The following is a 14,990-nucleotide window of genomic DNA, read 5'->3' as shown; positions in this document are numbered from 1 at the left end:
GTGAACACCGAGGCAATATATACAGATTTATTATAGCACGTTTTTCGCTGGATGTTAAGAGGAAATGCAAATTTTCTTTGGAAAATATACAAAATGCATAAACTTCTGGATTTCGGAAAGAATATTTCTAACATTTCCATGAAAAACAGGAGGAAGGCATATGGAAAAACGAAAGATGGCGTGGATGATTCTGACGGCGCTGGCAATCTCTCTGGTGATCGTCGCCGGCGCAATGACGGGCACAGTACAGCGGGAACGCAGTCATGCGCAGGAGAATGTGACAGAGGTAACAACGGCGGAGGGGCAGTACCGAATCCAGATCACAGACGGCAAACTCGCCCTCTACCGCACCGGCAGCAGCGTTCCCTATCAGAAACTGGACATGCCCCTGAGTCTGCTGTCGGAATACGATCTGGAACAGCTGGAATCCGGCATCACCGTGGGGACAGAGGCAGAGCTGCGGCAGCTGGTGGAGGATCTGACTTCCTGACAACAAAAAACGGGCAGCCGAAGCTGCCCGCAGAAACGCCGTGCGTTTTTATTTTTGGATGAGATTACTGGAAGTAAGCAACACCGCTCTCGAAGATCTTCTGATCCTTTTCGCCCGGTACGTTCCGGTACAGGTTCTGACCGATACGCTCACTGTGTCCCATCTTGCCGAGGACTCTGCCGTCCGGCGAAGTGATACCCTCGATGGCCATCATAGAGGTGTTGGGGTTGAAGTGGATGTCCATGGTGGGGTTGCCTGCCAGATCAACGTACTGGGTTGCGATCTGACCGTTCTTTGCCATGTCTGCCAGCAGCTCCGGCGGCGCAACAAAGCGTCCCTCGCCGTGGGAGATGGCAACGGTGTGCACATCGCCAACCTCTGTGCCGTACAGCCACGGGGACTTGTTGGAGGCGATTCTCGTATTGACCAGCATGGACTGGTGGCGTGCGATGGTGTTGAAGGTCAGCGTCGGCGAAACATCTGTCATGTCCATGATCTCGCCGAACGGGACCAGACCAAGCTTTACCAGTGCCTGGAAGCCGTTGCAGATACCCAGCATCAGACCGTCACGGTTTTTCAGAAGCTCGTGAACAGCATCCTTGATGCGGGGGTTGCGGAAGAATGCGGTGATGAACTTACCGCTGCCCTCCGGCTCGTCGCCGCCGCTGAAGCCGCCGGGGATCATGATGATCTGCGCCTGCTTTACCATGGCAGCGAATGTGGTGATGGAATCTTCCATGGCTGCTGCGGAGAGGTTGCGGATGATAAAGGTCTGAGGTCTTGCGCCGGCACGCTCAAAGACACGTGCGGTATCGTATTCGCAGTTGGTGCCGGGGAATACCGGAATCAGAACACGGGGCTGTGCGCTCTTGACGGAGGCGGACAGGGTGGTCTTTCTAGTGTAGGAAAGCTTCTCCGGCACTTCGTTTGTGGTCTTGATGCGGCAGGGGAAGATGGGTTCCAGCTTCCGCTCCCAGCAAGCCAGCAGCTTGTCCAGCTGGAGGGTGTAGTTCGGGCAAATGATCTCCGGCTTTTCCGCAGTCGTACCGATGACATCCTCGCCCTCTTCAGCATCGCCGCAGAGTTCCAGCAGGAATCCGCCGCAGCAGGGCTGGAACAGTTCAGCGTCTGTCAGCTGGCGGGAGAATGTGAAGCCGATGCCGTTGCCGAAACACATCTTTGCGATACCCTCTGCGGCACCGCCGTAGTCGATGACCCAGCCGGCACGGATGCGGCCTGCTGCGATCATTGCCTCTACCTTGTCGAATGTGCTGCGGACGCTCTCGAAATTCGGGATGCCGTTTTCGTCAACGGTCGGGCGGAGCATTACGACCTTGTCGCCTGCCTGCTTGAATTCGGTGGAAACGACCTTGTCTGCCTTGGCAGTGGAAACAGCGAAAGATACCAGCGTGGGCGGTACGTCGATGTTCTCGAATGTGCCGGACATGGAGTCCTTACCGCCGATAGAACCGCAGGACAGTTCCAGCTGTGCCTTGAATGCGCCCAGCAGGGCTGCCATGGGCTTGCCCCAGCGCTTGGGATCGTTCTGGGTGCGCTCGAAGTACTCCTGGAAGGTCAGCCAGCAGTGGTGCCAGCTTCCGCCTGCTGCGACAACCTTTGCCACAGAGGTGATAACGGCGTCCATAGCGCCCAGATACGGGCTGTGTTCGCTGATGGTGGGATTGTAGCCCCAGCCCATCAGGGAGCAGGTATTGGTCTCGCCACGGAGTACCGGAATCTTGGCAGCCATTGCCTGAGAGGGCGACAGCTGATATACACCGCCGAACGGCATCAGAACAGTGCCTGCGCCGATGGTGGAGTCAAACTTCTCGATCAGTCCCTTCTGTGAGCAGATATTCAGGCTGGAAAGCAGTTCCGTCCAGGCATCTGCGCTGTCAGTCAGGGTGGAGGTCTCCGGTGCAGACGGTTCTGCAATGGAGATGTCAGTGTGTTTTACGGCACCGTTGGAGTTCAGGAATTCTCTGGAGAGGTCAACGATGGTGTTGCCGTTCCAGTTCATGCGCAGGCGGGGTTCTGCCTTGACGACTGCTACAATGGTAGCCTCCAGATTTTCTCTGCCGGCTTCCTTGATGAACTTCTCGGCATCCTCCGGCGCAACGACAACTGCCATACGCTCCTGGGACTCACTGATGGCGATTTCGGTGCCGTCCAGACCGTCGTATTTCTTGGGCACGGCGTTCAGGTCGATTTCCAGACCGTCGGTCAGTTCACCGATGGCAACGGAAACACCGCCTGCGCCGAAGTCGTTGCAGCGCTTGATCATGCGGGTCACTGCCGGATTGCGGAACAGACGCTGGAGCTTGCGCTCTTCCGGCGCATTACCCTTCTGTACTTCTGCACCGCAGTGCTCCAGCGATTCGATGGTGTGGGACTTGGAAGAACCGGTTGCGCCGCCACAGCCGTCCCGTCCGGTCTTACCGCCCAGCAGGATGACAATGTCGCCCGGCACCGGTGCTTCCCGACGGATGTTGGATGCCGGAGCAGCGCCCAGTACCGCACCGATTTCCATGCGCTTTGCCATGTAGCCGGGGTGGTATACCTCGGCAACATGACCGGTTGCCAGACCGATCTGGTTGCCGTAGGAGCTGTAGCCGTTTGCCGCGCCGACGGTGATCTTTCTCTGAGGCAGCTTGCCGGCGATGGTGTCCTCTACCGGTACCAGCGGATTGGCTGCACCGGTGACACGCATTGCCTGGTACACATAGGAACGGCCGGACAGCGGGTCACGGATGGCACCGCCTAGACAGGTTGCGGCACCGCCGAACGGCTCGATCTCGGTGGGGTGGTTGTGTGTCTCGTTCTTGAACATGAGGATCCAGTCTTCGTCCTTGCCATTGATGTCCACCTTGATCTTCACGGAGCAGGCGTTGATCTCCTCGCTCTCGTCCAGATCGTTCAGCTTGCCGTCTGCCTTCAGCTTCTTGGCAGCGATGGTTGCCAGGTCCATGAGGGTCATGGGCTTTTCGCCTCTGCCCAGCTCCTGCCGAACCTCACAGTAAGCATCATAGGTGTCCTTGATGTAGCCGGTGGGAATGTCCACGTTGGAGATCTGAGTGAGGAATGTGGTGTGGCGGCAGTGGTCGGACCAGTAGGTGTCGATCATGCGCAGCTCGGTGATGGTGGGATCACGGTGCTCAGTGTCACGGAAGTATGCCTGACAGAACTGGATGTCGCCCAGATCCATGGCAAGACCGTATTCATTGATAAACTGCTTCAGCTCCTCTTCCGAGAGCTTGGTGAAGCCGTCCAGTGTCTTGACGGTGGTGGGAATGGTGTAGTTGGTGTCCAGCGTCTGCGGCTTCTCCATGGATGCCTCACGGCGCTCCACCGGATTGATGAGGTACGATTTCAGACGGTCGAACTCTGCGTCGGTGAGATTGCCGGAGATGACGAATACCTGTGCGGTGCGGACACGGCAGCGTTCGCCCTGCAGCAGGATCTGGATGCACTGTTCGCAGCTGTCTGCACGCTGGTCAAACTGTCCCGGCAGATATTCGGTGGCGAACATGCGCTGACCCGGCTCCAGTGCCGGCAGCTCAGTGTAGATGTGGTCTACAGCCGGCTCCGAGAATACCGTGGGGATGGCACGCTGGAATGCTTCTTCCGTCAGATGATCTGCGTCATAGCGGTTGAAGATCCGGACGTTCGTCACATTCAGACGAAGGGCGGTTTGCAGGTCGCTGAGCACAGCACGTGCTTCTACGGCGAACTCTGCTTTCTTCTCAACATAAATACGAGAAACGGACATGGTAAAACTCCTTTTTTATCGTGAATTTGGCAGGGCGGCAGGAGATGCAGCACTGTCAGCTGCGTCCTGTGCCACGAGTGTTCCGTAGCAGCAGTCCGCATCATTCTCTTCTATTTTAACACAAAAAATCCGATTACGCAAACTTTTTTTTGATTTTTCTGCAAAAACCCGGATAACGGCACCGTTCGGGGCGTGTCCGATGTGGTATCCGTCCCCGCGTTCCCGCTCAAAAAGCACGGGGAACGTCTTTCCGATCTGCGCCTTGAAAAACGCAAATTTCGACGCTTTTGCGAGGCTTTGCGCCTGTTCCATCCGTGCCTTTTTGACGCTTCCGGAGATCTGTTCCGGAAATTCTGCGGCACGGGTGCCGGCTCTGGGGGAATAGCGGAACACGTGGATGCCGGCAAAGCGGATTTCCTCCGCAAACCGCACGGCATCCTCAAAATCCGCATCGCTCTCTCCGGGGAAGCCTACCATCCAGTCGGTCGTGATGGCGCAGTCCGGAAATCTGGAGCGGATGCGGCTGCAGATGCCGGCGTACTCCGCAGCGGTGTACTTGCGGTTCATCCGGCGCAGGGTGCGGTCGCAGCCGCTTTGCAGGGACAGATGGAACTGGGGGCAGAACTGCGGCAGCGCTGCCAGCCGGTCCAGCACTTCGTCCGTCATGCGCTCCGGTTCCAGCGAACTGAGGCGGACACGGCGGATTCCCGGAATGGTACAGCACAGCTCTACCGCATCGGCAAGACTGCCACCCCACTCCATGCCGTAGAACCCCAGATTGATGCCGCAGAGCACCAGCTCCTGATAGCCGTGCTCCGCAAAGGTACTGGCGGCACGGCGCAGCTCCTCCGGCGGCAGAGAACGGCAGCGCCCTCTGGCATAGGGGATGATGCAGTAGCTGCAAAAGCAGTTGCAGCCATCCTGAATCTTGAGAAAGGCACGGGTGTTGTCCGGCATGATGTCGCAGGGAAGTGCCTCAAAGGTGTCGTGTCCGGTGTAGGCATCCACTGCGCCACAGGGCGTGTGTGTCTGCTGCCATGTTTCCAGCAGCTCCGGCAGACGGCTGCGCCCCTTGGTGCCCAGTACCAGATCGGCTTCGGGAATGGACTCCGCCTGTTCCGGATATGCCTGCGCATAGCAGCCGGTGAGCACCAAAAGCATGTCCGGATAGCTGCGGCGCAGTTTGCGCAGAGCGGCACGGGTGCGGTTGTCGCCAGACTCTGTGACAGTGCAGGAATTGAGAATACAGACATCCGCCTCCTCAGGGGTCGTGACAATGCAGTGTCCGGCGCTGCGCAGCATGGTTTGCATGGAAGCGGTTTCGCAGGTGTTGACTTTGCAGCCGAACGTCAGAAAATAACAGTTCAAAGATTTCTCTCCTTGTCGTTTTTTGCAGAATGTATCCGGTGCTATGTAACTTCTTACATTTCGGATACAGGTTCTGAACAGCCGGCATTGTGATTTTCGACAGGAATTTCGCAGGGTTTTCACATGTTTCTCATAAAACTTAACGCTCATGTCAAAAAACAATGCGGTATTTCACCCCCTATTATACTATATCGACGAAAATGTTGCAATCGTCTTGACAAGAAAATTTTTTCGTGGTATGCTATAGCTACAGAACAAATCAAAGCGATGTGCGGCATGCACGTTGCCGAAAACAGCGTCGAGGTTTCCGTTCTGTTATTTTGACAACATGGAAAGATCAGATGATCGTATTCCTAAGGAGGTAATTGTTATGTATGAAACAACAATTCAGCTGAATGCAATCAACGATGTCAAGGATTTCGTAAACACTGTCATGATGTTTGACTATGATATCGATCTGGTTTCGGGCCGTTATGCCATTGATGCAAAGTCCATCATGGGTATCTTCAGCCTGGATCTCTCCAAGCCGATCAAGCTTCAGGCTCATACTGAGGATCCGGAAGCACTGATCAAGGCAATCCAGAAGTACATCATTGCTTAAGACCGGAGTCGCCGGTTGCCTTTTGGAGGCACTCTGCTTCTGAAAGGGATACACGCAGGCAACTGCGTGGTATTTGAAATGTAACACCACTTTCAAAGATTGAGTAGAATAGTAAGAGGGAAAGGCGGCGCTCCGGAAACGGGGTGCCGTTTTTCTGTCCGACACATGTTTTTTCACACAGGCGCATACACTTTAAATCGGAGGTGGTCGCTGGTGAAACGGATGTGTGCAATCGGAATGGCGGTGCTGCTGGTATGGCTTGGACTGTGCCGCATTTCGGCTTCGGCGGAGGAAACGGAGATTCCCGCCGCTGCCTATGTGCTGATGGAGGCGGAAACGGGAACGGTTTTGCTGGAGTCCAACGGTGATGCGCCGTTTTCCTGCGGAACGATGGCGAAGCTGATGACCGCCCTGCTGACGGCGGAACAGCTGACATCCGGCAGCTGGACGCTGGAGACGGAACTGACTGCCGGAGAGGAAGTCAGCGGGATTTCCGGTGCAGTGATCTGGCTGGTGCCGGGGGAGAAGATGACGGTGTCTGACCTGCTGAAAGGGCTGATAATCGGAAATGCCGGCGATGCAGCGGCAATGCTGGCGGTTGGTATTAGTGGTGATGTGGCATCCTTTGTCATGGACATGAACGCACGTGCCTTTGATCTCGGTATGCGCAGCACACGCTTTGATGCACCGCAGGGCAGCAATGCGGAAACGCAGTACACCACGGCGGCGGATCTGGCACGGCTGTGCCGGGCGCTGTCGGAATATGATGTGCTGACGCCCTATTTTCAGACGTGGCGGGATTTTCTGCGTGGCGAGGAGACAGAACTGGTGAATGAGAACACCTTTGCCCGTACCGACGACACCAGCATCGGTTTCAAAGCGTGCCACACAGAGGCGGACGGCTGGAGCATTGCCGCCGGTGCGGAGCGGAAGCAGATGAAGTGCATCGCTGTGGTGCTGGGATGCCAGACAGATGACAGCCGCTTTGCACTGGCAAAATCCCTGCTGCGGCGTGGGTTTGCCGGCTGGCAGGTGGTGCAGCCGGCATTCTCGGCGGAGTTCCTTTATCCGGTGACGGTGCGTGGCGGTATCTGCCGTTCCGTGCTGGTGGAGCCAAAGCGGCTGCAGGGGCTTGTGGTGCCGAAATCCGATCAGGAGCTGGAAACGGTGCTGGTGCTGCCACGGTATGTGCTGGCACCGGTGAAAAAGGGACAGCGCCTTGGACGGGCGGCGTTCTACCACGGAGACACTTTGCTGGATGAAACGGCGGTTGTGGCGTCGGATTCTGTGCGGCTGCGGAATTTTGGGGATTCGCTGTCACAATTTGTCGTCAAACTGCTTAAATTGTAGAATGTAATTTTGTGTAGATTGAACAAGAATCCGGATTCCACTTGCAATCAGACGAAGAATATAGTATGATATAGTGGTAAAGTGGTTGAAGTAGGTCTGCATCGCAGACGGTGCATCGTGCCGGAGGATTCCGCAGGATGCGCAGCTGCCTGAAAAAGGCGGCTTGGCTGCAACGCCTTTTAGAAAGTGGAGGGAATTGTATTATGTCTGTAAAGCTGAATACAAAGTATCTGGCAAAATTTGTTGGGGAAGACGAACTCACCGGAATCAAGCATCAGGTGGAAGCGGCAGCAGAGATGCTGCACAACAAGACCGGACTCGGTTCGGACTTCTTGGGCTGGCTTACCCTGCCCACCGATTATGACAAGGAAGAATTCGCACGGATTCAGGCTGCTGCCAAGAAGATCCAGAGCAATTCGGATATCCTGATCGTCATCGGTATCGGCGGTTCTTATCTGGGTGCCCGTGCTGCCATCGAGTTCCTGAAATCGCCGTTCTACAACAACTTGAAGAAAGATACACCGGATATCTACTATGTCGGCAACAACATCAATCCGACTTATCTGAACGAGGTACTCTCGATTTGCGAGGGCAAGGATATCTCCGTAAACGTCATCTCCAAGTCTGGTACGACAACAGAACCGGCGCTGGCATTCCGTGTGTTCAAGCAGCTGGTTGAGAAGAAGTATGGCAAGGATGGCGCAAAGGATCACATCTTTGCAACTACCGATAAGGCAAAGGGTACCCTGAAGGAACTGTCGGATACCGAGGGCTATGAGACTTTCGTTGTTCCGGACAACGTTGGCGGACGGTACTCCGTTCTGACCGCAGTTGGTCTGCTGCCCATCGCAGTTGCCGGCTGTGATATCGCTGCCCTGATGGAAGGCGCTGCACAGGCACAGAAGGACTACATGGCTGACTTTGAGCAGAACGACTGCTACAAGTACGCTGCACTGCGGAACATTCTGTACCGCAAGGGCAAGGCTGTGGAAATGCTGGTTTCCTATGAGCCGAGCTTCGTAATGATGTCTGAGTGGTACAAGCAGCTGTTCGGCGAGAGCGAGGGCAAGGATAACAAGGGAATCTTCCCGTCGGCTGGCGTATTCTCCACCGACCTGCACTCCATGGGTCAGTACATCCAGGAGGGCAGCCGCATTCTGTTTGAGACCGTTGTGGATATCAAGAAGCCGAAGCAGGATTTCTATCTGGAACCGGACGCTGAAAATCTGGATGGTCTGAACTTCCTCACCAATCAGAACATGTCTGTGGTAAACCGGAAGGCACTGGAAGGTGTTATTCTGGCACACACCGACGGCGGTGTTCCCAATATGATTCTGGAAGTGGAAGATGTTTCCGAAAAGAGTCTGGGCTACCTCATCTACTTCTTCGAAAAGGCATGCGCAATCTCCGGTTATCTGCTGGGTGTCAACCCGTTCAACCAGCCGGGCGTTGAGAGCTACAAGAAGAATATGTTTGCACTGCTGGGCAAGCCGGGTTATGAAGACCAGAAGGCTGCTCTGGAGGCAAAGCTGGCAGAATAATTTCTGCACAGCTCCAAAATTGAATGCGAGAGCGTGTCGGATTTCCGGCGGTCTCTTTCAAAACATGTGCCGCTTTTGCGGTACGAAAGGAGTTTCACTATGATTCAACTGATTACAGGAAAAAAAGGAAGCGGAAAAACTAAGGTCATCATCGACAAGATCAATGCAGCAGTAAAGAACACCAACGGCTGTCTGGTATGCATCGAAAAGGGCGAGACACTGCGCCGTTCCATCAGCTACAAGGTAAGATGGTGTGATGCAGAGCAGTTCTGCATCGACAGCTTCGATTCCTTCTACGGCTTCATCGCTGGTATGCTGGCAGGCAACTACGACATCAAAGAGATCTATGTTGATGGTATCCTGAAGATCGCTGGCGCTGATTTCGATGAGTTCGGCCGGATGCTGGAAAAGCTGGACAAGCTGACCGGAGAGGATTCTTCTGTTACCTTTACTGTTTCCGCAGATCCATCGGAGCTGCCGACCTCCGTTACTCGTTTCATCGACTAAGAGTGACGCAATTTCGCCCTCTTTTCGGTTTTTGAAAAAAATGCTTGACAAGCTGGGGCAAAATAGTATATAATAAGTAATGCAATGCGTGAAAGGGAACAGGTATGGTTTTACAGCTGCGAGAACTATTTCAGATAGAAGGAATGCGTTTCCCGATTGAATACCAGATCGTGCCGGAGGAACTGTCCGGTGTGCACGGCTATACGTTTGACGGGCCGGTGACGGTCAAGGGAATGTTTCGCAATCGTGCCGGTATTGTGACACTGCAATATACGGTTTCTTGTGTGCTGCATGTTGTCTGCGATCGCTGCCTTCAGGAATTGACGCGCGAGTATTCGTATGACTTTTCTCACACAGTCGTACCATCGCTACAGAGTGAGGGCGACGTTTATGACACATATCTGGTTGCAGAACACGACAGCATTGATATGAATCAGACAGCAATCTCGGACCTGCTGCTGATGCTGCCGACAAAGATGCTTTGCCGGGAGGACTGCAAGGGTCTGTGCGATATCTGCGGGTGTAACCTGAACGAAGCCACCTGCGACTGTCGAAAATAAAAGGAGGTGCGAAAACATGGCTGTACCGAAGAATAAGGTCTCCAAGGCAAGACGGAATAAAAGACGTTCTGCTGTTTGGAAGCTCGATGCACCGGCAATGAGCACATGCAGCAATTGCGGCGCATACAAGGCACCGCATAAGGTTTGCAAGAATTGTGGATATTACAATGGCGTTGCCGTTCTGAAGATGGACGAAGCAGAGTAAGACTCTGGGCATGACATTTGTACGAGGAGGAGAGGCGGCCTTGGCTGCCTCTCTTTTTTGTATTATTTGTCGGTTTTGGAAGAAGGAGATGAGAAAATGGCATTGCCAGTTGTAGCAGTTGTAGGGCGGCCAAATGTGGGCAAGTCCACGCTGTTTAATAAGCTGATCGGAAAACGGCTTTCCATCGTAGAGGATACCCCAGGTGTCACACGGGACCGAATCTATGCCAAGGGCGAATGGAGAAACCGCCAGTTTATGCTGGTGGACACCGGCGGTATTGAAACCTCGACAGAAGACGTCATTCTGAAACAGATGCGCCAGCAAGCAGAGCTTGCCATTGAACGTGCCGATGTCATTATTCTGGTGACAGATGTGCGGTGCGGTGTCACGGCGGACGACAGCGCTGTGGCGAGCATGCTGCAAAAGAGCGGAAAACCGGTGATCCTCGCCGTCAATAAGTGCGACACCATCGGCGAACCGCCTATGGAACTGTATGAGTTCTATAATCTGGGAATCGGCGATCCCTATCCCATTTCTGCGGCACATGGTCACGGCACCGGCGATATGCTGGATGCCCTCTATGAATACCTGCCGGAGGAGGATGCGGAGGATGACGACGAGGATAACATCAAGGTTGCCATTATCGGTAAGCCGAACGTGGGCAAGTCCTCGCTGGTCAACCGCATCGCCGGAGAGGAACGTGTTATCGTTTCCAATGTGGCAGGGACAACACGTGATGCAACGGATACCGTTGTGGAAAACGAAGAGGGCACTTTCACCCTCATTGACACCGCTGGAATCCGGAAAAAGGCAAAGGTTACAGAGCGCATTGAGCACTATAGCGTGCTGCGTGCCTATATGGCGGTAGATCGGGCAGATGTCTGCCTGATTCTGATCGATGCCGCAGAGGGCTTTACGGAACAGGATTCCAAGGTTGCCGGCTATGCCCACGAACAGGGAAAGGCGTCCATCATCGTGGTCAACAAGTGGGATCTCATCGAAAAGGACAACAAGACCATGCGGGAATACGAGGACAAGCTGAAAAACGACTTTAGCTTCATGTCCTATGCGCCGTTCCTCTTTATTTCTGCCAAGACCGGTCAGCGGGTACAGAAGCTGTTCTCGCTGATTCGGGAGGTATACTTGCAGAATAATATCCGCATTTCCACCGGTATGCTGAACGATGTGCTCGCCTATGCGACCACCAGAGTGCAGCCGCCCTCGGACAAGGGCAAGCGCCTGAAGATCTACTATATCACACAGGCAAGTTCCAAGCCCCCCACGTTTGTCATCTTTGTCAACCGTGCCGATCTGTTCCACTTCTCCTACCAGCGGTATCTGGAAAATCAGATTCGCTCTACGTTCGGACTGTCCGGAACGCCGGTGCGCTTTGTGGTGCGGGAACGTGCCAAGGACGAGAAATAAGAGGTGGATGGAATGCTGTTTTTGGCAATTGTTTTGTCTGCGCTGGTGTCCTATCTGCTGGGAAGCTGCAACAGCTCCATTCTGGTGGTTCGGTTGCTGAAGCATCAGGATGTGCGGGATTTCGGCAGCCACAATGCCGGCCTGACCAATACCCTGCGCTGTTTCGGAAAGGGCTGCGCTGCGCTGACGCTCATCGGTGATCTGGCAAAGGGCATCATCGCCGTGTTCCTCAGCCGTGGCATCTGCCACTGGATGGATGTGGGACTGACGGCACAGCAGGACGTGCACTTCATCGGCTATATCGCCGGAATCTTTGCCATTCTGGGACATGTCTTTCCCCTGTACTATCATTTTCGTGGGGGAAAGGGCGTGCTGGTCGGCGTATCGGTCTTTCTGGGAATTGATCCCAAGGTGTTCGGATGTCTGATCCTGATCTTTATCATAGTTCTGGCAATTTCGAAATACGTTTCCCTCGGCTCGATCATCGCTGCGGTTTGCTGCCCGATCATTACCTTCCTGTTCCAGATGCTCCAGCGTGGGGATATGCCCATGTGGTACGTCTGGCTGAACACTGGGCTGGCTGCGGTGATGGGTGCTATGGTCATCTGGATGCACCGCACCAACATCCAGCGCCTGAAAAACGGGACGGAAAATCGGTTTTCTTTTCATAAGACAAAAAACGTGTGAGAACGCCGGAGCGTGTTCCCATCGACAGAAGGAGGTTGCCTGTGGCAAATGTAACCATACTGGGTGCCGGCGGATTCGGGTTGAGTCTTGCGCTGACGGCGTATCATAACGGCCATACTGTGACGGTCTGGAACCATTCTCAGCAGACCATTGCAGAGATTCGGCGGGACGGCGAACGGCGGGATAAGCTGCCGGGCGTGCCGATTCCGGAGAAGATCGCACTGACCACCGATCTTGCCTGTGCATCTGACTGCGAGCTGCTGCTCTTTGCTGTGCCGTCCCGTCACATTCGGGAACTTGCAAGACAGGTTTCCCCCTATGTCCAGGCGGGAACGACTGTGGTTAATGCCAGCAAAGGGCTGGAGGAACAGACGTTTCTGACCATGAGTCAGGTGCTGCATGAAGAGATTCCGCAGGCAGCAGTGGGAACCATTACCGGCCCCTCCCATGCGGAGGAAGTGGGGCGGGAAATCCCTACAACAGTAGTCGCAGCGTCGGCATCGGAGGAGACCGCAGCGCTGATTCAGGACATTTTCACCAGTCATGCCCTGCGGCTGTATATCAACACAGATATCATTGGCTGTGAAATTGGCGGTGCGCTGAAAAATATCATTGCGCTGGCAGCCGGTATTTGTGATGGTCTGCACTGCGGTGACAACACCAAAGCGGCGCTGATGACCCGTGGCATCCACGAGATCACAAATCTGGGCGTCACGATGGGCGGGAAGCCGGAGACATTCGGCGGACTGTCCGGCATCGGTGACCTCATCGTTACCTGCTGTAGTATGCACAGCCGGAATCGCCGTGCAGGAATTCTCATCGGCGGCGGCACTTCGCCGGAGGAGGCGGTGCGTCAGATTGGTACGGTGGAAGGCTATGACTGCTGTCATGCAGCGTGGCAGCTGGCGCAGAAGCATCAGGTGAGCATGCCCATTACGGAGCAGCTCTACGAGGTGCTGTTCGCCGGGAAGAGTGCGGCGCAGGCGCTGCAAAACCTGATGAGCCGTCCGAAAAAACACGAGTACGAGAGCTTTTCCTGTTAGAGCCTGTTTCGCATCTTTTTCCGCACATCTTTTCGGCAGATTTTGCCGGTGACTGCGTCAAAAACCCTTGCCAGACACAAAGTATGCCTGCGGATTTTTTCCTTGTCACCGACAAAATCATGCTCGAAAATCCGCACATAAAAGATGCGGAACAAGCTCTTAAAAAAAGATCACCAAAAATGCATGTGTCCTGCTGTGAAAACGGCGGGGCACATTTTGTTTTGAGTGACAGTTTCCGGGAATCGTCATACAATGAAGGGAATATCATTGGAAAGGGGAAACTGGAATGCCTTTGGTGAGTTTGTGCATGATCGTTCGGAATGAGGAAGCGGTGCTGGAGCGCTGTTTGGACTCGGTGGCGGAACTGGTGGATGAGATCATTCTGGTGGACACCGGTTCTACAGATGATACCAAGAAGATTGCGTCGAAGTTTTCGGCGAAAATCTACGATTTCCCGTGGCGGGACGATTTTTCCGCCGCAAGAAACTACGCCGTGGCGCAGGCGGTGGGAGACTATTGGTTCTGGCTGGATGCGGACGATGTGGTGGAGGGAGAAAATCAGGAGAAGCTACGGCGAATTCTGGCGCATCCGGATGCGGACGTGGTGTTCCTGCCCTATCAGCTCTCCTTTGACGAGGACGGAAAACCGCAGATGATCTCCTGCCGGGAGCGCATTTTTCGGCGCAGTGTAAAGTTTCAGTGGGAGGGTGCTGTGCACGAGGCAATTGTGCCACGGGGAAAGGTGCGCTATGGGGATGCTGCCATCTCACACCGAAAAATCGGCGCAGGCAGTCCTGATCGCAATTTGCACATCTATCAGCAGAAGCTTATGTGTGGTGAGAACTTTTCCCCTAGAGAACAGTATTATTACGCCAGAGAACTGTACGACCACCGTGCCTATCGGGCAGCACTTCCGGTACTGGAACAGTTTTTGCAGGATGGAAAGGGCTGGGCACCAGACTGCATGGGAGCGTGTCTTCTCTGCGGAAACTGTTACCGAAAACTGAAACAGCCGGCGCAGGCGCTGAAAAGCCTGCTGCGTGCGCTGGAATACGGTGCGCCGACGCCGGAGCTTTGCTGTGAACTGGGCGCTGTCTTTCTGGATCAGGAGCAGTATCCGACGGCGATCTTCTGGTACCAGCTTGCTATGGAGGTGGGTGAGGATTCCAGAGAGGGATTCCGTGTGCAGGCGTGCTGCGATTATATTCCGGCGATGCAGCTCTGTGTCTGCTATGACCGGATGGGGGACACTTTTTCCGCAGCAGCATATAATGAATTAGCCGGAAGCGTCCGGCCGAAAGATGCGGCTGTGGCGTTCAACCGGCGGTATTTTGCAGAAAAGGGAATCCAATTCCATGATGCAGAAAATCACAAGAGAAAGGAGTTGTGAGAAATGGCATATTGTCATTGTCAAGGCAGTACGGAAGAGCTGTATCGTGGCTGC

13 protein-coding genes are annotated in these 14,990 nt (G+C 54.5%); 11 read left to right on the top strand and 2 right to left on the bottom strand.

What is annotated here, in order from left to right; translation table 11 throughout:
* Positions 1 to 160 precede the first annotated feature (160 nt).
* Complete coding sequence (locus QZL66_RS03315) at positions 161 to 490, top strand: hypothetical protein (RefSeq protein ID WP_022410336.1); 330 nt, start codon at positions 161 to 163, stop codon at positions 488 to 490.
* 64 nt (positions 491 to 554) lie between these two features.
* On the opposite strand, the gene QZL66_RS03310 is transcribed toward QZL66_RS03315, so the two are convergent.
* Together QZL66_RS03310 and mtaB are read right to left on the bottom strand one after the other, a co-directional pair.
* Entirely contained in the window at positions 555 to 4,259 is a 3,705-nt protein-coding gene (locus QZL66_RS03310; protein ID WP_022410335.1) for a phosphoribosylformylglycinamidine synthase, read from the bottom strand.
* Positions 4,260 to 4,274: 15 nt separating this feature from the next.
* Positions 4,275 to 5,627, bottom strand: coding sequence for a tRNA (N(6)-L-threonylcarbamoyladenosine(37)-C(2))-methylthiotransferase MtaB (gene mtaB, locus QZL66_RS03305; protein WP_022410334.1), 1,353 nt, complete (start codon positions 5,625 to 5,627; stop codon positions 4,275 to 4,277).
* Positions 5,628 to 5,997: 370 nt separating this feature from the next.
* Here mtaB and QZL66_RS03300 point away from each other — a divergent pair, with 370 nt between their 5' ends.
* The 10 genes from QZL66_RS03300 to QZL66_RS03255 all read left to right on the top strand — a co-directional run bounded on the left by QZL66_RS03300 (position 5,998) and on the right by QZL66_RS03255 (position 14,936).
* Positions 5,998 to 6,228 carry an HPr family phosphocarrier protein gene (locus tag QZL66_RS03300; protein ID WP_022410333.1) on the top strand — a complete coding sequence of 77 codons (231 nt, stop codon included), beginning with the start codon at positions 5,998 to 6,000 and terminating at the stop codon, positions 6,226 to 6,228.
* 222 nt (positions 6,229 to 6,450) lie between these two features.
* Positions 6,451 to 7,578 (top strand): D-alanyl-D-alanine carboxypeptidase family protein, encoded by a 1,128-nt coding sequence (locus tag QZL66_RS03295; protein ID WP_293601815.1) that lies wholly within the window; start codon positions 6,451 to 6,453, stop codon positions 7,576 to 7,578.
* Positions 7,579 to 7,781: 203 nt separating this feature from the next.
* Positions 7,782 to 9,119: a glucose-6-phosphate isomerase gene (locus tag QZL66_RS03290; RefSeq protein ID WP_022410331.1), complete on the top strand. Its 1,338-nt coding sequence runs from the start codon at positions 7,782 to 7,784 to the stop codon at positions 9,117 to 9,119.
* A gap of 99 nt (positions 9,120 to 9,218) precedes the next feature.
* Complete coding sequence (locus QZL66_RS03285; protein ID WP_022410330.1) at positions 9,219 to 9,626, top strand: hypothetical protein; 408 nt, start codon at positions 9,219 to 9,221, stop codon at positions 9,624 to 9,626.
* 143 nt (positions 9,627 to 9,769) lie between these two features.
* Positions 9,770 to 10,186 (top strand): YceD family protein, encoded by a 417-nt coding sequence (locus QZL66_RS03280; RefSeq protein WP_293601809.1) that lies wholly within the window; start codon positions 9,770 to 9,772, stop codon positions 10,184 to 10,186.
* A gap of 16 nt (positions 10,187 to 10,202) precedes the next feature.
* Positions 10,203 to 10,391, top strand: coding sequence for a 50S ribosomal protein L32 (gene rpmF, locus QZL66_RS03275; RefSeq protein WP_022410328.1), 189 nt, complete (start codon positions 10,203 to 10,205; stop codon positions 10,389 to 10,391).
* 96 nt (positions 10,392 to 10,487) lie between these two features.
* Positions 10,488 to 11,816 (top strand): ribosome biogenesis GTPase Der, encoded by a 1,329-nt coding sequence (gene der, locus QZL66_RS03270; RefSeq protein WP_022410327.1) that lies wholly within the window; start codon positions 10,488 to 10,490, stop codon positions 11,814 to 11,816.
* 12 nt (positions 11,817 to 11,828) lie between these two features.
* A complete protein-coding gene (gene plsY / locus QZL66_RS03265) occupies positions 11,829 to 12,503 on the top strand; it encodes a glycerol-3-phosphate 1-O-acyltransferase PlsY (RefSeq protein ID WP_022410326.1) in 675 nt (224 codons plus the stop codon).
* 41 nt (positions 12,504 to 12,544) lie between these two features.
* Positions 12,545 to 13,546: an NAD(P)H-dependent glycerol-3-phosphate dehydrogenase gene (locus QZL66_RS03260; protein ID WP_022410325.1), complete on the top strand. Its 1,002-nt coding sequence runs from the start codon at positions 12,545 to 12,547 to the stop codon at positions 13,544 to 13,546.
* Positions 13,547 to 13,853: 307 nt separating this feature from the next.
* Positions 13,854 to 14,936, top strand: a complete 1,083-nt coding sequence (locus QZL66_RS03255) for a glycosyltransferase (RefSeq protein WP_293601808.1) — start codon at positions 13,854 to 13,856, stop codon at positions 14,934 to 14,936.
* Positions 14,937 to 14,990 lie beyond the last annotated feature (54 nt).

This window comes from Ruminococcus sp. CAG:330 (genome assembly GCF_000437175.1).
In the GTDB taxonomy this organism is placed as follows: Bacteria; Bacillota; Clostridia; order Oscillospirales; family Ruminococcaceae; genus Ruminococcus_C.
This window is presented reverse-complemented; position numbering and strand designations above follow the sequence as displayed.